This is a genomic window from Bradyrhizobium sp. CCGB01 (genome assembly GCF_024199795.1).
In the GTDB taxonomy this organism is placed as follows: domain Bacteria; phylum Pseudomonadota; class Alphaproteobacteria; order Rhizobiales; family Xanthobacteraceae; genus Bradyrhizobium.
Genome location: NZ_JANADK010000001.1, coordinates 7,069,990 through 7,087,389, shown reverse-complemented (window position 1 = coordinate 7,087,389; position 17,400 = coordinate 7,069,990). Strand labels below are relative to the sequence as shown.

The window sequence follows — 17,400 nt, the reverse complement described above, 5'->3', positions numbered from 1 at the left end:
GCCGTGAATCTTCTGACGCGGTTTGGTCTAGCGCGATCGCGGTTCACAATCGCGATTATGCTTTGCCTGATCGTCGCCGGCGTCGTTCTGTATCCGAACTTTCCGAAGCGAGAGGATCCCGTAATCGTCATCCGGACCGCGGTCGTCTCCGCGTTCTTTCCGGGAATGGCACCCGAACGCATCGAGAATCTGGTCGCCGTGCCGATCGAGCGCAAGATCCGAGAGCTCGCCGAGGTGAAGGACATCCGGACGTTGGCCGGGGAGGGCTCCGCGACCATTTACGTCGATTTGAAGGACGACGCCGGCGACGTAACGGCGACCTGGCAACGGCTCCGCGACAAGATGGGCGACGTGAAGCTGGAGCTTCCCGACGGTGTAGCCGGCCCCTTCGTCAACAGCGATTTCGGGGACGTGGCCATAGCCACCATTGCCATCACGGGAGACGGCTTTTCCCAGCGTGAGATGAAGGACGTCGCTGAGGATTTCCGCAAGAAGCTCTATCGGCTCGCCGGCATCTCGAAGATCGACATTCTTGGCGTCCAGGAGGAGCGCATCTGGCTCGAGTTGGACACCCGAAAATTGGCGTCCGTCGGCGTCCAGGTGAATGCCCTCGTCAAGGATTTGCAGGGGCAGAACGTCGTGCTTCCGTCGGGAACGATCAACGCCGACGGCACCCGGCTGTTGCTGGAGACCTCCGGAGATTTTCCCAGCGTACGAGCCATCGAAACCATGCTGACGCGGGTAGGCACCACGGACAGCCTGGTCAGGCTCGCCGATCTGGTCACCGTCCACCGGGGCTACGTCTCACCGAAATTCAAGCCGATCTACTTCAACGGACGGCCCGCGGTCGTCTTGAGCGTGGTGATGCAGCCCGATCAGGACGTGACGCAACTCGGCCGGCGGCTCCGCAGCGCGGCGCAGGATTATGAACGTCAGCTCCCGATCGGATATGTCGTCGATTTTGCGACCTACCAGGCCGAACAAGTGCGCGCTTCCGTCAGTTCGGCGCTTTCGAACGTCGGCCAGACGTTCATTGTCGTCGCCGGCCTGGTGGTCCTGTTTCTTGGACTGCGCGCTGGTCTGATCGCAGCCATGATCGTCCCGTTCGCCGTCATGTTCTCGGTCATCGGCATGCGGGTCGCCGGCATCGCGCTCGAGCAGGTGTCGATTGCTGCCATCATCATTGCCCTGGGCCTCCTGGTTGACAACGGGGTGGTCATGGTCGAGGACATCGTCAGCCGGATCGATCGGGGGACGCCGGCCGAGGCGGCAGGTCTTGCCGCTGGAGAACAATACGCACTTCCGCTGCTCATTTCCTCGATCACGACCATCGCCGCCTTTCTTCCGCTATTTCTTCTGCCCGGCTCGTCCGGCGAGTATGGCTTCTCGCTCGCGGCCGTAGTCGCCATGACGCTGGCCGGATCATGGGTCGCCGCCCTCTACATTCTGCCGGCGTTGACCGTCTGGTTTATCGGTCGCCGTACAAGCCCGCGCGATGAACGGGCGTCGTCCCCGCGTCTGCAGCGGCTCTACTGCATGGCGTTGGATCTCGCCTTGCGCTTTTCGCCGATCGTGATGGCGGTCTGCGTCGGCCTGGTCCTGCTCTCGATAAGCCTGTTCGGCAGTCTGCCGAAGCAGATGTTTCCGCTGAGCGAACGCAATCAATTCCTCGTCTACATGAATATGCCCGACGGAACGGATATTTCGCAGACCGAGGCGCAGGCATTGCGGATCTCGAAGTGGCTGGGAGACAAGACCAAAAACCCCGAAATCGGAAGCCATATCCTCTATATCGGCGACGGCGGGCCGAGGTTCTATCTGACGCTGACTCCGGTCGCGCCCGATCCCGCGTCGGCCTTCTTCCTGGTCAACGCGGCCGACTACAAAGGCGCGGTACGCGCCGCGGATCGCGCCTGGAATTATCTGTACGCCAATCACCCCGAAGCGCAGTTCAAGATCAAACGGCTGGCGATGGGATCGGTGGAATCGGGAATCGTCGACGTCGAGATATCGGGCCCAGACGGCGATCGCCTCCTTGCGCTGAGCCAGCAGGTGCGCTCGCTGTTTCGAACTGCCCCGGGGATCCGCGACAACGAGGACGATTGGGGCAACAAGCTGATTAAGGTCGTCGCGGAGATCGACCAGGACCGAGCGCGGCAGCTCGGTATCACCTCGGAAGAAATCACCCAGTTGCTGAATACGTATTTCAGTGGGGCTGACGTATCGGTCTACCGAGAGGGCGACAATCTGATTCCGATCGTGCTCAGAGCCGGTGCCTACACGTCTGACAGTCTCGAAGGTCTGACCAGCGCTACTTTGGCGAAAAACGGAACGTTGATCCCGCTTGCGCAGGTCGCCAAACTAAAGCCGACGTTCGACTTCGCGCGCATTCGCCGCAAGAATCAGGAACGAACGATTGCGGTGACAGCCCGGAGCACCGCCTTGACGGCTGGCCAACTCCTCGCCTCGATCGATCCCGGTCTGAAAGCCTTGGATCTCGCGGGCGGGTATCACATCAACATCGGTGGCGAGATCGAGAAGAGCGCTGAAACCAGCCAGAAGCTCGTCGCAGGATTCCCGATCGCGATCGGCGTCATGGTTCTTGCGATCATCCTTCAGTTCAACTCGTTCCGCCGGACCCTCCTCACTTTCGTGAGCATCCCCCTTATCCTGATCGGCATCCCGTTTGGGCTGCTGGCTGCGGGGCAGCCGTTGTCCTTCTTCGGAACGCTCGGCATCATCAGCCTGTCCGGGATTATCATCAACAACGCCATCGTGCTGATCGATCAAATCGACATCGAGCGCGAAAGCAGACAGTTGCGCGATGCGATCGTCGTGGCGTCGGAGAAGCGTCTTCGCCCGATCCTTTTGACATCGGCGACGACTGTCCTTGGGCTGGCGCCAATGGCGTTCGCCGGAGGCGCTCTGTGGCAGCCGATGGCCGTCCTCATGATGTCCGGGCTCGCAATCGCTTCGGTGCTGACGCTGTTCTTCGTCCCGGCCGGCTATTTTCTTCTTTTCCGCTTCGAGAAGCAGTCCTAGCGAGGGGGGCGACGAATGACGCCGAACAGCAAAGACGAACCGGCCCTCGTTGACCTTGCGCTTCGGGGGGCGGCTCGCATGGCGCGTTCACTTGGGGCGTGCTGGATCGCGTGTTGGAGGAGGATGGCCTAAAGATCGCGGGGATATCCGGAACGTCCGCAGGCGCCATGAACGCAGCAGTGCTGGCGGTCTGTTTGGTCGACGGCGCCAACGCCGCGCGCGATGCTTTGGAGCGTTTCTGGCGGCGCGTGTCGCAGGCGGCGGCGTTGAGCCCGCTGCAACGCTCCCCGGTGGATCGCCTGATGGGGCGGTGGACGCTCGATACGTCGCCAGCCTATCTCGCGATGGATCTGATGAGCGTGTCTTCTCGCCCTATGATCTCAATCTGCTGGGATTTAATCCGCTGCGGGGGATACCGGCGGAAACCATCGATTTCGACCGGCTTGCCCGCTCCCCGTCTGGCACCGGAAGCTGAAAGGCTCCGTTAGCGGGTGAAATGAACCTTTCGATCCAGGTTGCTGGAATAAGCCATTGAAATCGCAGGAAATGCGAACGCCCTCCGAGCGCACCACAAACCCACGTTTGCCAGTCGACGGTATCCGCACCCGTGACACACAGAGCCACGGGGTTGATACGACCGCCTTTCAATCTTTAGCGGACGCCTGACAGCAGTCGGCCAGAGGAGACCTTGTGACCCGCAGCGGACATCGCGCCAGCGAGCGCTCTTCGTCCATGGTCCTGGGTGACCAACTTTTCAGAAGAACGGCCCCGGCGCCGGGGCTGGGGGCTGATAGAGCGCCGGAGCCGTCGCTTCTCCCTACCGAGCAGCTTCTGGAGGAATGACATCATCAGACGGAGGAACCGACGACACTGAGACGAGCCTCCCGTCACAGACAAGTGCAGTTCGTGCCATTCGATGTGCCGTAAACGGAAAGCCCCTTGTCGCTGGTGAAATCATTGGAATCAACGAAATTTGCAAATTTTCAGCCATACTATCTCTCGGGAAGCTTCATCGTTGGGACGAAAATGGCGCGCTGGAAGCAGGATTGGACCACAGAGGAAGTTCAAAAGCTTAGATCTTTGGCTGGTACCATGCCACTCATGAAGATTGCTGCGGAGCTGGACCGGACCACCGGCAGCGTGCTCGCGAAGGCAATGGAGGAGAAGCTTCCAGTGATCGTGCATGTAAGAAGTGGACGGGCCTGAGACGATGAGGAAGGCAATGCTGTCTGAGATCACCGCGCGCCCTTCCTACGGCCGTGAGGTCACGGCCTGCTAGGGCCGCGAGGCGTAACAGAGGAACGTCAATTCAGCGCGCCCGTTGAAGCTTCTCACTCGAAAGGAGGTTGTGATGAAGCTTGCCACAATTCTAGTTCTTGGTTCCCTCGCCATGGGCTCAGCAGCCAGAGCAGATCAACCCGGACCCGACTGGATGCCGATGGAGCAAGTGAAGGCTAAGGTCATGGAGTCGGGCTATTCGCAGGTCACTAAGCTTGAAGCCGACGACGGCCAATGGGAGGGCGAAGGTATCAAGAACGGACAGAAGATGGAATTTCATGCCGACCCTAAGACCGGCGTCATCGTGCGCGAAAAGCCAGACCACTAGCCCTTGAGATCATGCGAGGCGGGTTGCCGATTGTGCTGAACGACGGGGACACAATTCAGTTCGGAAACAACTTGTCCCGGATGTAGCGCGAAGTCGGTGTCAGCCGGATTCCTCGTAGCTCTCGTACCACCAGCTCGGACGGTGAACGACAAATGTCCCGCCGGCTATCGAGCCGGCGGGCTCTCCATACGCTGGCGCCTCTTCTTGGCAGATGATTGTTTTCGCTTCGAGACGACCCGCCAACCTCGGCTGACGCTCTTGCTGTACTGGGGGAATGGGCCTTTGGAATCTGGCCGCCCACCGCTGCGCCAACCGTCTTTCAAGTTCCAGAGGGACTATACTCACGTCCGACACTCCAGGTTCACGGTCCTGCCGGTTGGAGCGTCAACGCTTGTCGTGTCTCAAAGGTCCGGATGCGCCGATCGGGAGGCGTAGAGCCCGTCGTTCACACTGGGCGGGTGTCCCATCAATCCCAAATTAGAACGCTGCCGGGCTCGAAATACACGTCCCGGCAGCGTTTTATTCTCAAACTGAGCCCTGAAATCCCAGTTACCTCTAAATCTGCAATGCCCGTGCCACAGGTTTGTGACAGCGCCCGCCGTTGCGGTTTCGCTGCCAAAGTCGGTGACCTATCTGCGAGATAATCAGAGCCAGCGAGAGACGGCCCGGCTGTTGCCCGCCGAGCAGTTAGCTGTCCTATGACCCTTATCGATCAACCCGCGCAGTCGGAGAAGGCGAAGCGTTAGCGATCCTCGTCACCTATTTATCTGCACAAGCGATCCTGTCCCGATACTCCCCGAGTGGTCGAATGTTCACAACACCTCCGCATGAATCTGAGCCACGCCACGATCCGTAATACCCAAGCTCCGCGCCGCGGCCAACGAAAGGTCGAGGACACGACCGCGGACGAACGGACCGCGGTCATTGACTATGACGATGACGCTTCGGCTTCCGTGGGTGACGCGCAACTTGGTGCCGAAGGGCAGGCGGCGGTGCGCTGCTGTTAGCCGATTACGATCAAACGATGAACCGCTCGCTGTCTTGCCTTTGGAATAAGAATAGTAGGAGGCCGAGCCGGAGAAGACTCGATTCGGAGAGGGAGCTCCTGAACGATCTTTCGAGGGCTCTTCCGAAGTGTGAGGTTGCGTTTGCTGTGTGGTCGAAGGTTGCGTTTGTGTTTCGTCCTTCTTTGTCTGGTCGCTTCCTTCAAGAGCCGGCTCCGCGCGAGCTCTTGGAATGATGGACCACCTGTCATCGAAGTTTTGTCCGACAGCAGGAGTTGAGTAGATCGCCATCCAAGCTGGGATTGTTGCAATCGCGATCATTCTCCAAAGAACTTGCATGATCGGCCTCACGCACAAATGAAACTGATGGACAATGCGAACTCATCTCCTTGTGTTCCTGCACGCGCATCCACGTGCAGAACAAAGGTGATGCATACCGATAGTTCGATGCGTGGTTGCGAGAGTGTTTAGGCGCAGCGCAGCAAGCAGCCATCGTGCTGCGACGCATCACGCCGTAGAAGCTGCAAAACCGAAGGCACAAATCATATTAGCCTCCAGCATCCGCTGCTTGGCTTCTACTCCGGTGATGCAGTCTTTTGATCTCGAAATTGCTCAAGCTTCGCTATTGCATTGGCCGCCAGCACGCCCCGTCTGACGAGGTAGAGATCGATCACCTTCCGCGCCTTGTCGACGCTCCAGCATAGCGCCGCGGCGATCTCCGGGGCCATTGCGCCGGCCTCAGCGAGCAGCGTCGCGGCTGTGCCGCGGTTGTCGTCGAAGTTGGCCAGCGCTCTTTGACGCATTCGGCGTTCTTGTCGTTGGCTTCGGCCTCGACCTGGAAGGGCCGTACATTCCTTCTCCTCGACGCCAAGAGCGGAGAGCGATCAACGGCGCGCCAATGTATATCCAATCAGCATGGCGATTCCGAGCGATGCGAGCGGAGCCTCGCGCGTTAGGTTGCTGACGATGGCCTTCCACTGCCAGGCGGCTTGCCATCGCCGAGCCCCTCGCGGACATCGCGTGCGACCTCGCGGACCGTTTCGTTGGCGGCAGCGAAAGTTGAGGTTTGGGTTTGGGATGGCGTGTCAGTCATGGCGTCCTCCTCGAGCGACAATGAACCGTGGAGAGCCAGGTTCCTCTAAAACTGACGGGGTCTTCTGTGCCTTTCCGTGTGCGACAAGACTGCAGTTCGTCTCGAGCTTTAGGAACGAGGCAATAACACAACGTGTTGTCAGAGGAAGTGGCGGCGGAGCCTCGCAATGATCAGCGTGTCAAGGAAAGATCTGGAGCTGATCGCACTGCAGGAGATCCGGAGCTTTCCGGGGGGCGAATTGGTCATCGCGGTCGAAATCGAATGCGACGAAGGTTATCCGAACGACATGAATTGGCGTTTGGACGTTACTGCGGCCGATAACGCCGACATAGATCGCATCGAGTATGCCGCTCGGACGACAACCGCAAGATTAAAACATCGATACGTTTTCCGGAGGCACTGAAGATCGATCGCGAGAACTTCTTGAGCAAGGTTTGCGCGGCTTTTGACCCATAGTGGACATTGAGCCCACGAACACGACTAGAGTTCGAGCAGGTCTCGCCCAGCTATAATATCGCCAGAGAACGTTTTACGAGCCTCATCCACGAAAACCTGGTCGGCCACAGCAGGGACAAAATGACTTAGGACCAGTGTTTTGACGCCCGCGGCTTGAGCGACTTCGCCCGCCTGTTCGACGGTGAGAGCGTTCCCTGAAATGCTCTTGAAAAGATCAGCCGCAGTATCCTTGTCGAACCTGCCGGCCTGCACAGCTTGGTCGAGCACCTTGCGCGTTCCCGGGAGATACTGCGCCTCGCATACGAATATGTCGGCGCCCTTGGCAAGATCGATCAGAGCGTCGGTCTTTCGGGTATTCCCTGAGAAAACGACCGAACGATCAGCCGTGTCAAAACGATATGACAACGCAACTGGAAGCGGAGGATGGTCTGCCAACACGCATGAGACCTTTACCTGGTCGTCCTGCATCACAACTCCAGCGGACACCACCTCATGCGGAAAAAGCATCGCCCTGGGATCGGGCTTCTTTTCATCGCGCATTCGCAGTGTTCCTCAACACCTTAAATGAGATGCATCGGCTGGTATTTCCGGAGATACCAACTGCGGCACGAAGCTCGGCTTTCAGCTAGACGTATTTGATTTGCGCGAAGCGGGAGAAGTGCCTCGCGCCATTGCCGCTGCAAAAACCCAGAAAGCAGAGGCCCTGGACATATTTAGTGACCCAATATTTTCCGTTCCGTCGAACCGTGTACCCGATCTCGCGGTAAAGGCCGGCTTACCATCGATCTCCTTCGACCCCGGCCTTTGCGCGAGCGGGTGGACTGATTTCCTACGGCCGGACTTTCTTGCCTTGTCTCGAATCGGGGCACACTATGCCGACCGAATGCTGAAGGGCGCCAAAGCGGCCGAGCTTCCTATTGAGCAGGCCACCAAATACCTGCTTGTCATTAATCTCAAGACCGCGAAAGCGCTCGGTATCGAAATCCCGGCGAACGTTCTCACGCGCGCGGACGAGGTGATTGAATAAGGCTTGTCACTTCGGTTTTGGCCCCAAGCCGAACAACGCTCAAACCATTAAGATGTCGGCTGTGGGAGGTAGACGAGACGCTGGGCGGCCCCGGCGTCCACCGCCGCTTATGACCCATGGCGGGCTACGGGTGGCTTATTGTTTTGCCAGGGAAGAATCATCCCTCCGGTCCGGGAATGAAGCAGCGCCACAGAGGAGTCATTCTTCCGTCGGCGTAGGACGGCCACCACCAAACCATCGCCCTGCCGCTGAGGTTCTGCCGGTTGAGCACGACAGAGTTTGGCACGTCAAACCATTGCCCGGGTTCGTTTGGCCGATGCGGATGCTTCAGAAGGACTCTATAGCCATTTTTTGCCATATCCCACTCGGCCACCGCATATTGGCCGTCCCCACCATCACAGCACGACTCACCTGCCTTGTTCTTGAGACTTTTGAACCAAGCGTTCAGTTCTGGTCGCATCAGGTCATGTGAATAGGCTGTGTTGATGCCGAAAAATGCGACCGTACACAATCCCACCGTGCGCGCTATCGTCAATCGATAAAGATGCGCCGGGCGTCCATTGGAACTGGTCATGGAAACCTCCGTTTCCCAGCCCATTTGCGTGGGTCGTCGGAACCGCGCGAAGGTTCAGCCAGAAGTGCACGCCGTTAGAGGTGCCGATCACTTCCTCGGCAGGATATTGCTTTTTTGCGTGACGCCGAGTCAATTTCGCCTCTTGGCCCAAATGCGAAGTCCGAGGGGACCGCCAAACAGTCTGCATAATCGGGGGTAACCGGAAACGGCGATGCGCCCGCGCGTAATAGCCTCTGCGCTCGCGGCCGGTTGTTCAAGGGCGTCCGACAAGCAACGGCAGCACGTCTGCACCGCCGGCCATGAGCGGATTCGACGGCTCGAAACGTTCCCGCAGTTCTCGCTTCCGGACGAGTGAGCGCGCATCGAGAAACGCATCCTTCAGGCTGACGGCTTTCCGGAGCGCGACGTTGAAAAACGCGTCGCCAAAATAGGTCCACTTGGCCTTGTCCTGGCAGCCGAACGACGGATGCTTGTCATCGGCCGCGGTGATGACCAACACATCGGGAGTCGCCAGGCGCGGGATAAAAACCCCGGAATAACAAGCCGAGATGACCACCACCTTGTGTCGCACACCTGTCTTCGCGAGCATATCGCGGAGACGAGATGGTGTGAGCGTTTCTGTGAGCCGCCCCGCCTTGATTGCAAGGCCATCAGGAGAACCATGCGAGGTGAGAATCAAAAAGAGAACATCTTTCTCGGGATCCAAGCGGCTGGCTGCCGTCTGCAACGACTTGGTCAGAGCTTCGATCGTTGCACTTCCCCCTTTCTTGGAATTGTACTCCACGTTGATTGGTCCAGTCTCGAAACGGCCGGCCACGACCTGAGCCGCGCCGGTCGCCTCGGATCTGAACACGCCTTGATCCCCGTACAGGCCAAAGGACACCACGCCAACCTTTCCAGCGCCCTCAATAGCATGTACCGGAGGAACCAACGGCCAGATGGTCAGAAAAAAAGCGACGAGCGGCGCGCCGAACCGCCTGATCGAGGACCTGGAGGTCATCGCGAACCTCGTTTCGAGATCGCCGCCACAGAACTGCGGCTCAACACAAAATAGCGGAAAGCCAGTGAATTTCCATCCTTCGGAATGGCACGTGCGCGGATATGGCCCGAAGCCCCCGAAAGGGACGGGCAGAGCATGTCCGTTCCGCCCCAATAGTTCAGACGTCAATTTGTTCTGCTATTGCGAGCGCGTTCCGCGTAAGGGCGACTTTGACGTGCTTCACCAGCGAACCTTTCCTGCCTGCGCGGCGTAAATATGTCCGCGGTGCGGGTAGCTCTCCGCCGGATTCCAACTGTCGAATGTGGTCCCGCAGACGCAGCGCATCAGCGTGTTTCTGATCTCGCTGTCGAGCTTCTCGCCCCGTGCGCGCCTGGCCGCCATATCGGCGCGCCAATCGCGATCGTGGCGCCACTTGGCAAAGGCGTCATCCGGAACGGTCGGGAGCAAGTCGGTCCAAGCAGCGTCGAAGGCGGCCCGAGCGAGTTCGAAAGTCTCGGCCGTTCCATCGCTGTGCTGGCCCGGGTGAAGGCCGGGATATAAGCCGACGCGCCAGCCCCACTGATCGCCGGTGGTCGGTACGCCGGCGCGCGTGCCAATGGTGCCGACGTGGACGTCTTTGAAATAGATGTGCCAAGTCTCCTAGTGCGAATCCTCGCTGCGGCGGCGGGTGAGGGCGGTCATGCCCAAGACTAGGGAAGAGCGGGGTTTCAGATCAGCCGCTGGATTTCGAGGGAGGGATAACGCCTAGCCCAACAGGTTGGTCAACTAGGCTTGACTAAAAAAGGCCCCAGCCCAAAGGGGGGCAATGAGCCGGGGCCTCCAAGTTTGCCCTCACGAGCTTGAGGGCATCGGGAAAACTTGGCAAAAGCTACAGTGTTCCTGGCTCGTCTCGCATGAGCGAGTGGCTGTGTTCACCCGGATTGCAGCCGCCGAAGTAAGGTCATGGTCCAAGACCCTCAGGTCGAGACCTACTCGTTCCAAGCGCGGGTTTACCTTGGCATCGCCGCCGTCGGCTCCGTAATCTTCCTCGCTGGGTTGCTTATGAGCGTCTTCTAGTAGACCGCCTCAATTGGGGCCTCTTTCATCGCCGACTAGGCGAGGCGGTATTCCGCGCGAGCGGGTCCTTTCAAAGACATCGGCTGCTGCGTGCCGTACATGAGCGTTCGCCACAACCGTTCGACCAGACCATATCGATAGTGCCTCAGCCACCCAGCGCTGAAGAATACCTGGCAGACGTACACGGCAAGCCCGATGGCCAGCGCCTCGGCCGCGCCGAAGTGCCCGAACAGGCCCAAGCCGCATAGAAAATCCAACCAAATGCCATTGTGGGCGATGCGTTTGCTATGAGGTTGTGTCTTTCGTACCAGCGGCTGCAACCTAGTGCGGAGTTCGGCTTCCGATGTTTTGTCAAAGCCGTGATCAACCTTGCCGGCATAGGTCAGTTCGTTACCCTTCCGCCAGGCCAGATATATACCGTCCCATTTTCCGTCATCGAGTGCGAAGCCGGCAATCGTGAAAGTCTCTCGTTGGGCGCATGTCTTTTTGACCCAGTTGTTGCCGCGCGCGCTGGCGTAGATGCTGTCGCGCACTTTTGAGACCACGCCTTCGAGCCCAATTTTGCAGGCGTGCGTGAACATCGCGCGACCGTCGATCTCGAAGCTTTCGCTAAACTGGACGTCGCTGCCGGCGACGATGTTCTTCGGCGCGCTCTTGCGCTCGAGCAAGGGGATTTTCCGGAGGTCCATTCCGTTGAGATAGAGGAGATCGAACGCAACGAAGACGATCTTGTTCAAGTTGCCCCGCAGCTCCTTGATGAGTACCGGGTAACCGGTTGTACCGTCCGCGGCGGGCACAACGATTTCGCCATCGATGATGGCCGGGCTCGCCTTGATGTGCCAGGCGTCGTTGGCGATCTTCTTGAAGTGCTTGGTCCAGTCGTGCCCACGGCGGGTGAATACGGTGATGGCTTCGTTAACTAGATGCAGCTGGACGCGGTAGCGGTCGAATTTGATCTCGTGAATCCAGCGTTCGCCGGACGGCACACGGTCGATCGAAGATGCCAAGGCCGGTTCGATTAAGCCGGGGAAGGACGCCTTGATGCCCAGGGCTTCGGGCTTTTTCGCTGGAATGCCACGGCCAGACCAAGCGCAGGCTGTATTGACGGGTGTCCGTAGCGATCGACGAATTCCTGCAGGTGTGAAGGAATGTCGGTGAGTTGCAGATGCACCGGTGCTGGATCTCGCGCGCAACGTCCTCGGAGACGTCTTCTGACCAGCGCTCCGACGTGTTGAACGCGATAACCCTGATCGGCCGTCTATACTCGCCAGCGAGCAGATCCTGAATGACGGTCTCGAGATCCGCCGCCTCCATGTCGGTTTCGCGCCAGGCGCTACCTGCGCGCCCGAAATCATCTGCCACGAGATACACCGTGGGGCATTAGCCGGGACGATTGAGGGGGGCCAGCCGGATTGACGCATACGCAACTCCACGCAACAGCCGGGATTCAATTTGAATTGGCTAGATTAGTTCTTGCGGTTGGAACTGCTTGTGCGCTTGCGCTCTTTAAGCTGAGAGGCAACCAGCGGAGGAAGCATGGCAGTCAATAAACCGACCGGCGACAATGCCCGCAAGGGCGCCGTGAAGAAGCGCTTGCAGACCAAAACAACCATTGGCGGCGTTACCGGCTACACCAAGCGCGACCGGTCGTCCGGCGAGTTCATGGCTGTGAAGAAGCCGAAATCGGCGAAGACAGCTGCCAAAAAATTCAAAGGCGTACGGGTCGAGAAGAAAAACAAGACAAAGAAAAAACGCTAAGGCGGCGGCGGCATGTGCGTCGGGAATCTCGCCTCGCTGAGGGCGGCTGCGGCTCCAAGATCGCGGGCACATCTCCGGAAGCATTCCAAGGGTCTGCTCGTAGGCGGCGCGGCTCCGCATTGGTCTGAGTGTCAGCTCTGTGAACCGACCGCTTCAGATTACTCTAAAGACGACAGCGGATGCGAGCTCAGCCAATGCGAAACGTTGCCCGTCATCTCGATCTCCTTTGCCTTCCTCAACAAGGCTTCCCGGTCGGGACCGGGTGGTAAAGTCATAGCTCGCTCACGCAGCAATCTTGCTCCCACCGCAAGCCTCTCTTCCAGGCTCACGGTTTGCTTGAAACGACGTCGCTTGCCGCTCATGCATTCCTCCCTGAAGAAGTGGCCCCAGCGGACCGCATGGGGAGAAGTCTTCCGCCGGGACCAGTCAATGCTGCCAATCGTGACGTTGGCGACGAAGAAACGCGATGGTTTTCCGCAGGTTCCTGGCTCCCAGATCCCGAAGCAAATTTTGAAGATGAATTATGCGCGTCCGCCTGGACATCCGTCTGTGGGCCCCAGCATCGGGCCGGGGGGCTTGATGATGCTGGGGCTCCGGACAGGCGTTGCCTTGTGGGACAGAGGCAGTCACCGCACACACAATCCAGTCGACAATGCGCGGTTCCACCGTGCACGTCTTCAAATCGGGTACTGTTCAACAGGCACTCGGAAAAGTCAGCGCATCCGGCTGAAAGAGGCCGCCAACGACACCGGCTTTACTAGAAGACGCTCATAAGCAACCCGGCGACGAAGATTACGAAGCCAATGGCGGCGATGCCAAGGCAAACCCGCGCTTGGAACGAGTAGGTCTCGACCTGAGGGTCTTGGATCATGGCTTTACTTCGGCGGCTGCAGTCCAGGTGAACGCAGCCACTCGCTCATGTGAAAGCTAGTCTCGTACTGCCGAGCCTTGCGCAGTAAGACCTCGCGATCCATCCCAGGCTTGAGGCGCTTGGCCTGCTCCCGCAAACGTTCGGCCTCTGCCGAAAGACGTTCTTCGAGGCTGTCGGTTTGTTTGAGTCTGCGTCGCCGCTTGGTCATGGCTCGTGCACCATGTCGAATGTCGATACAGCGGTATTTTAGGATTGGCGGCACACGGTTGCATTAACCCAGGTTAATTAGGATATTGCGAACCAGGACGCTTGGGGTCAAGTAGGGACAGCAAGGGGCCGCTGTCCTACACAGCGGCCCCCCTCGCGCTTCCGGGTTTCAATAATTCCGAAATGAAATCCTTAGCCAGCCCGGTTTTGCCACTTTGTCCCGGTTAACAAATTCCTTCTATAACAAATGTGAATCGGTGCCCCTAGATTTCCAAGAGGGTAAGGCCGCCTCAATTGGCGGCCATTGACAAGGGGCGGCGAGGTAGATCAACCGTCTCGGCACGGAATTCCGAAGCTATCGCAAGCGAGCGCGAATGACTCTTTCGCCTCAGCAGCTTCGAAGCAAAAGCGCGCTCCGACCTCTGCGCGATCAATCCACCAATCGGCTTTAGCTCCTTTTGCGATGCGGGAAGCTTCACCGCGTAGCAGGTCCAATTGTCGTCCGGCAGCACGAACGATCAAGCAATTTTCCTTAGGCATAATCCTGTCCTCTAATCGCAATCACACAATGTCGCCCGCCCGAAAATGGGCGGGCGACGTCGTTCCAGCCCCGGGGAGAGTTTGGCAAAATCCCGGATTAGGTCAGTTTGCCTGAGAGGTTCGCAACGGTCTGTTCGATATGCGACTCTTTCGCAGGGGGCTGTCCTAATTAGGACATTCGCAGAGGCAGATTACGGCACCTCACCCTTCAGGCTTTCCGGCAGTTGCAACTGCGCATGGCGGCAGAAGTAGCGGCTATACGGCTCGTTTTCGAATGCAACCTAGCCCACTGCAGAGAATCCGCGAGACAGCAATCGCCCCTAGATTTTGCACGTCGCGCTCGGGGACGAACTCAACGATGTCCAGCCCAACGATTCTGCACTTCGACGCGACACCCCGCATGAGATCGACAACCTCAAAATAGGACAGTCCGCCCGGCTGCGGTATAAGCACGCCTGGGATGACTGATGGGTCGAGACCGTCGCAATCAATGGTAATCAAGCACTCGCTATCGTCCTCTATCTCTTCAAGAACGCTCGCGATCCCGTGAAGCCGAAGATCTCTCGCGGTGACGATCTTCGCGCCCCACGCCTTTGCATAGTCATACTCGGTACGACCGGAGCCGCCAATGCCGCGTAAACCAACCTGCACGATGCGTCTGACCCAGGGCAATTCGCTGGCTCGTCGCATTGTGCTCGAGAATGTATACCCCGATCCGTTTCGCTGATCGCGCCAATCAAGATGGGCATCAATCTGCAAGATCGTCAGCCCTTTGCTTTTGCGGAATGCTTCGAAGAAGGGTATCGGAACCGAGTCATCCCCGCCTAGCAAGATCGGAATCGCGCCGGCCGAAAGGACTGCTTGCGTGGTGGTTCTGATGACATCGCGGTTGCTCTCAGGCGTCGTGGGATCTGTCACCAAGTTTCCACCATCCAGCACCCTCAATTTGGTTGGAGCGAGCAGCTCCGCTTCTTGATCGAAGTCCCAGCGGGTGAGATCGCTCTCATAATGACTCAGAGCGCGACGAATGAAGTCCGGCGCTTTGGCGGCATGGCTGGTCTGACCTACAACGTACGGGGTGGCATCGGAAGCGCCGAACAAGATGACATCGGCTGCAGGCAGGGTGGTGGTCAAGTCACAAGCCTCAACGCCCAGAAAAGTCGCCCTGTCGGTGTGCATTACAAGTCTCCGGGAGTGTCTACCCGTTCCTTTCAACCTGGGTCGCTCGACCGGGTTCCGATCGCGCCGTAGGGCTCGTGCTCGCGGCCGATATCGTCCGGAGACACTATTTCAAATGACAATTTGATTGTGGGGTAGGGTGATGTCGAGTGCGATTGAATTGATTGTGGACGGCTACGCCAGGCTCAAGGACCACCAGTCTCTCGAGGGCTTAAGGATGCACCGCCGGAACCTAGTGATCGACCTCACGGCCAGAACAGGCTTCGATTTCCGGTCGTCGATCGCTCAAATCGAGCGGGACATTGCGGCCATTGAGGCGGGACTACAAACGCTTCCGGGGCCGGTCGGCTAAGCGGACGGGGACAAGGGCAACGCACGGACCCTCGCTAACGATCGGGTCACGTACCGAGGTTGGAAGGTAGTTAGACGGGTAGCCGAAGCCAAAGGTCGTTGCTGGATAGCGTACCGGCCGGTGTGGCTATTTCCATATCAATGACGCGAAATGAGCCGGGCTGGTCGTCGTATAGATAGCGAAGGTGCCAGACCGGGCCAAGTTCTGGTGCGATTGCGAAGTCGTCTAAGGCGTTCGCAATGTATCGAACGGCATCGCGATGTGCTATCGGCGCGGAGAACATCGTGTCCTTCAGCGTGGCAAGGCTCATACCCTCCAGGAGCATGGTCCGCGCGGCTCCGTCCCCGTAGACGAGCCTGAGGGCCGATACGACGGAAGCGATGGCGTCAGGGTTCTTTAAAGGCACGGCAAATTCGTTTCAGGCTAAAAGACGGACCGTCAACGCAAGAGCGCGCGGGCGGCGGTTGCGTGACGAAGATCCATTTCATGGAACGGCAATCGAGGCCATGAGCTTTGTTCCAAGTCCTGGTCCCTACAATGTGGACTTATCATTAGCAGTCGCCGAAAGCACTTACGAGCCCAATCGCGATGAGAGTGATGGCAACACAAGTCCATAAGGCGGGCGAGCTCGAGCCAATGCCGACCACAAGGATCCCGACGCCGAAGACGACGATGAATACTGAGATCGCCTTGGCAATCGTTTTGTCCATCGCTCGAAGCGCGGATTGTCGCCATCGGACTCTTTCGCGGCAAAAACGTTCCTATTGTGTCGTCGGCCTCGAGCGGTAGGACTGGTGTGGGATTTGGCCGGCGATTTCTACCCCCTTCTCATCGGAGATGCGCCAAGCCGCCACTCCAAAACAGACCGTGAGCAACACGGTCGTTAGAAGCATCAGCACGGACAAGAACTGGCTCACCTCTGCACCCTAAACTCCTAACCATCAAGGAGCGTGCACGCAGCGTCGATTCGAAAAATGCAGCCCCGCTGACCAATGGTGAGTTTTCCCCAAGGTTGCAAACGCGGCCGATCTCCGCCTTGCTGCCTTGACCGAGCCGGCGGCTTAGGAGCCGCTTCAGCACTAGACGCGATCCAAGCCCACGCGCCGCTTACCGGACGGCGCGTGACTCCTCCAAGGACGCCGGGCGCAGCAACGACGGAGTTCATGCGGAGTGCCCGATACGAGCGGCCGCCGAGGGAACGCGTCCTGTGACCTAGCCGAGGCGGTTATCTGGGCCAGTTGACTGGTCGCGGTGCACTTCGTTTGAGTCCGACCGGACGAGCATCTCCAGCCTCGATTGCTCTTCGCTCAAGCGCCTTTCGACAAACTGACGCTCGAATTCTGTCAGGGTGGTTTGTAATAAGAGGCGATAACGTTGGATATTGTTGCGATGTGCACACGCCAAATGGTCGTCAATCATCGTCGTCTTCCTGCGGCGAATACCAACCGTTCCACTTTTTTGCTTGTGGGGTGAGGCAATCCCGAGGCGTCATTCCACGACGTCGCTGGCGCGGACTAACTTCGCGAAGCCGACATATCCGGCTGCCGCGCCCCATCTAATTCTGACGGACTTAGACGACAGAAAAGGACGACGCCCTTCGTTGTCGTTCACCGTAGTGCGCTTTGCTGTCCCGAT

The 17,400-nt window shown here is 58.5% G+C and carries 17 protein-coding genes and 1 pseudogene; 8 read left to right on the top strand and 10 right to left on the bottom strand.

The features are described 5' to 3' along the window. The first annotated feature begins 3 nt into the window (after positions 1 to 3). The 4 genes and pseudogenes from NLM25_RS33190 (at position 4) to NLM25_RS33175 (ending at position 4,648) form a co-directional block, all read left to right on the top strand. Positions 4 to 3,042, top strand: coding sequence for an efflux RND transporter permease subunit (locus NLM25_RS33190; protein ID WP_309143630.1), 3,039 nt, complete (start codon positions 4 to 6; stop codon positions 3,040 to 3,042). Between the two features lie 15 nt (positions 3,043 to 3,057). Further along, positions 3,058 to 3,499: pseudogene (locus NLM25_RS33185) on the top strand (patatin-like phospholipase family protein); the annotation flags it as partial. A gap of 482 nt (positions 3,500 to 3,981) precedes the next feature. Continuing rightward, the gene (locus NLM25_RS33180; protein WP_254121919.1) at positions 3,982 to 4,248 is read left to right on the top strand and encodes a hypothetical protein; all 267 of its coding nucleotides are present in this window, start codon (positions 3,982 to 3,984) and stop codon (positions 4,246 to 4,248) included. Positions 4,249 to 4,393: 145 nt separating this feature from the next. Then, positions 4,394 to 4,648: a PepSY domain-containing protein gene (locus tag NLM25_RS33175; protein ID WP_254121917.1), complete on the top strand. Its 255-nt coding sequence runs from the start codon at positions 4,394 to 4,396 to the stop codon at positions 4,646 to 4,648. 812 nt (positions 4,649 to 5,460) lie between these two features. On the opposite strand, the gene NLM25_RS33170 is transcribed toward NLM25_RS33175, so the two are convergent. Both NLM25_RS33170 and NLM25_RS33165 read right to left on the bottom strand, forming a co-directional pair. Next, positions 5,461 to 5,991 (bottom strand): septal ring lytic transglycosylase RlpA family protein, encoded by a 531-nt coding sequence (locus tag NLM25_RS33170; protein ID WP_254121915.1) that lies wholly within the window; start codon positions 5,989 to 5,991, stop codon positions 5,461 to 5,463. A 236-nt stretch (positions 5,992 to 6,227) separates the two neighbouring features. After that, entirely contained in the window at positions 6,228 to 6,455 is a 228-nt protein-coding gene (locus NLM25_RS33165) for a hypothetical protein (RefSeq protein ID WP_254121913.1), read from the bottom strand. A 456-nt stretch (positions 6,456 to 6,911) separates the two neighbouring features. Between NLM25_RS33165 and NLM25_RS33160 the strand changes: the two genes are divergently transcribed. Further along, the gene (locus NLM25_RS33160; RefSeq protein WP_254121911.1) at positions 6,912 to 7,148 is read left to right on the top strand and encodes a hypothetical protein; all 237 of its coding nucleotides are present in this window, start codon (positions 6,912 to 6,914) and stop codon (positions 7,146 to 7,148) included. Positions 7,149 to 7,225: 77 nt separating this feature from the next. Here NLM25_RS33160 and NLM25_RS33155 read toward each other — a convergent pair whose 3' ends face one another. After that, positions 7,226 to 7,741, bottom strand: coding sequence for an MBL fold metallo-hydrolase (locus NLM25_RS33155; RefSeq protein ID WP_254121909.1), 516 nt, complete (start codon positions 7,739 to 7,741; stop codon positions 7,226 to 7,228). Between the two features lie 43 nt (positions 7,742 to 7,784). Here NLM25_RS33155 and NLM25_RS33150 point away from each other — a divergent pair, with 43 nt between their 5' ends. Continuing rightward, positions 7,785 to 8,228 carry an ABC transporter substrate binding protein gene (locus NLM25_RS33150; RefSeq protein WP_309143658.1) on the top strand — a complete coding sequence of 148 codons (444 nt, stop codon included), beginning with the start codon at positions 7,785 to 7,787 and terminating at the stop codon, positions 8,226 to 8,228. Between the two features lie 157 nt (positions 8,229 to 8,385). On the opposite strand, the gene NLM25_RS33145 is transcribed toward NLM25_RS33150, so the two are convergent. From NLM25_RS33145 to NLM25_RS33135, 3 genes are all read right to left on the bottom strand, one after another. Continuing rightward, positions 8,386 to 8,802, bottom strand: coding sequence for a hypothetical protein (locus tag NLM25_RS33145; protein WP_254139794.1), 417 nt, complete (start codon positions 8,800 to 8,802; stop codon positions 8,386 to 8,388). Positions 8,803 to 9,055: 253 nt separating this feature from the next. Then, positions 9,056 to 9,802, bottom strand: coding sequence for a C13 family peptidase (locus NLM25_RS33140; RefSeq protein WP_254121904.1), 747 nt, complete (start codon positions 9,800 to 9,802; stop codon positions 9,056 to 9,058). Between the two features lie 1,091 nt (positions 9,803 to 10,893). Beyond that, positions 10,894 to 11,865 carry a DUF418 domain-containing protein gene (locus NLM25_RS33135; protein WP_254121902.1) on the bottom strand — a complete coding sequence of 324 codons (972 nt, stop codon included), beginning with the start codon at positions 11,863 to 11,865 and terminating at the stop codon, positions 10,894 to 10,896. A gap of 529 nt (positions 11,866 to 12,394) precedes the next feature. On the opposite strand from NLM25_RS33135, the gene NLM25_RS33130 reads away from it, so the two are divergent. Next, positions 12,395 to 12,616 (top strand): hypothetical protein, encoded by a 222-nt coding sequence (locus NLM25_RS33130; protein WP_254139793.1) that lies wholly within the window; start codon positions 12,395 to 12,397, stop codon positions 12,614 to 12,616. A 158-nt stretch (positions 12,617 to 12,774) separates the two neighbouring features. Here NLM25_RS33130 and NLM25_RS33125 read toward each other — a convergent pair whose 3' ends face one another. The 3 genes from NLM25_RS33125 to NLM25_RS33115 form a co-directional block, all read right to left on the bottom strand. Next, complete coding sequence (locus NLM25_RS33125; protein WP_254121898.1) at positions 12,775 to 12,978, bottom strand: hypothetical protein; 204 nt, start codon at positions 12,976 to 12,978, stop codon at positions 12,775 to 12,777. 513 nt (positions 12,979 to 13,491) lie between these two features. Continuing rightward, positions 13,492 to 13,695 carry a hypothetical protein gene (locus NLM25_RS33120; protein WP_254121896.1) on the bottom strand — a complete coding sequence of 68 codons (204 nt, stop codon included), beginning with the start codon at positions 13,693 to 13,695 and terminating at the stop codon, positions 13,492 to 13,494. A 794-nt stretch (positions 13,696 to 14,489) separates the two neighbouring features. After that, positions 14,490 to 15,413, bottom strand: coding sequence for an arginase family protein (locus NLM25_RS33115; protein WP_254139792.1), 924 nt, complete (start codon positions 15,411 to 15,413; stop codon positions 14,490 to 14,492). Between the two features lie 142 nt (positions 15,414 to 15,555). Between NLM25_RS33115 and NLM25_RS33110 the strand changes: the two genes are divergently transcribed. Then, the gene (locus tag NLM25_RS33110) at positions 15,556 to 15,765 is read left to right on the top strand and encodes a hypothetical protein (RefSeq protein ID WP_254121893.1); all 210 of its coding nucleotides are present in this window, start codon (positions 15,556 to 15,558) and stop codon (positions 15,763 to 15,765) included. A 1,212-nt stretch (positions 15,766 to 16,977) separates the two neighbouring features. On the opposite strand, the gene NLM25_RS33105 is transcribed toward NLM25_RS33110, so the two are convergent. Further along, on the bottom strand, positions 16,978 to 17,184 hold the full coding sequence (locus NLM25_RS33105; RefSeq protein WP_254121891.1) for a hypothetical protein: 207 nt from the start codon (positions 17,182 to 17,184) through the stop codon (positions 16,978 to 16,980). Between the last annotated feature and the right edge of the window lie 216 nt (positions 17,185 to 17,400).

Excerpts from the sequence above, each read along its gene's own strand:
- NLM25_RS33130 (WP_254139793.1), top strand. The coding sequence starts at position 12,395 with ATGGCAGTCAATAAACCGACCGGCGACAATGCCCGCAAGGGCGCCGTG.
- NLM25_RS33170 (WP_254121915.1), bottom strand. The coding sequence starts at position 5,991 with ATGCAAGTTCTTTGGAGAATGATCGCGATTGCAACAATCCCAGCTTGG.
- NLM25_RS33165 (WP_254121913.1), bottom strand. The coding sequence starts at position 6,455 with ATGCGTCAAAGAGCGCTGGCCAACTTCGACGACAACCGCGGCACAGCC.
- NLM25_RS33105 (WP_254121891.1), bottom strand. The coding sequence starts at position 17,184 with ATGATTGACGACCATTTGGCGTGTGCACATCGCAACAATATCCAACGT.
- NLM25_RS33175 (WP_254121917.1), top strand. The coding sequence starts at position 4,394 with ATGAAGCTTGCCACAATTCTAGTTCTTGGTTCCCTCGCCATGGGCTCA.
- NLM25_RS33145 (WP_254139794.1), bottom strand. The coding sequence starts at position 8,802 with ATGACCAGTTCCAATGGACGCCCGGCGCATCTTTATCGATTGACGATA.
- NLM25_RS33115 (WP_254139792.1), bottom strand. The coding sequence starts at position 15,413 with ATGCACACCGACAGGGCGACTTTTCTGGGCGTTGAGGCTTGTGACTTG.
- NLM25_RS33120 (WP_254121896.1), bottom strand. The coding sequence starts at position 13,695 with ATGACCAAGCGGCGACGCAGACTCAAACAAACCGACAGCCTCGAAGAA.
- NLM25_RS33125 (WP_254121898.1), bottom strand. The coding sequence starts at position 12,978 with ATGAGCGGCAAGCGACGTCGTTTCAAGCAAACCGTGAGCCTGGAAGAG.
- NLM25_RS33110 (WP_254121893.1), top strand. The coding sequence starts at position 15,556 with ATGTCGAGTGCGATTGAATTGATTGTGGACGGCTACGCCAGGCTCAAG.
- NLM25_RS33160 (WP_254121911.1), top strand. The coding sequence starts at position 6,912 with ATGATCAGCGTGTCAAGGAAAGATCTGGAGCTGATCGCACTGCAGGAG.
- NLM25_RS33155 (WP_254121909.1), bottom strand. The coding sequence starts at position 7,741 with ATGCGCGATGAAAAGAAGCCCGATCCCAGGGCGATGCTTTTTCCGCAT.
- NLM25_RS33140 (WP_254121904.1), bottom strand. The coding sequence starts at position 9,802 with ATGACCTCCAGGTCCTCGATCAGGCGGTTCGGCGCGCCGCTCGTCGCT.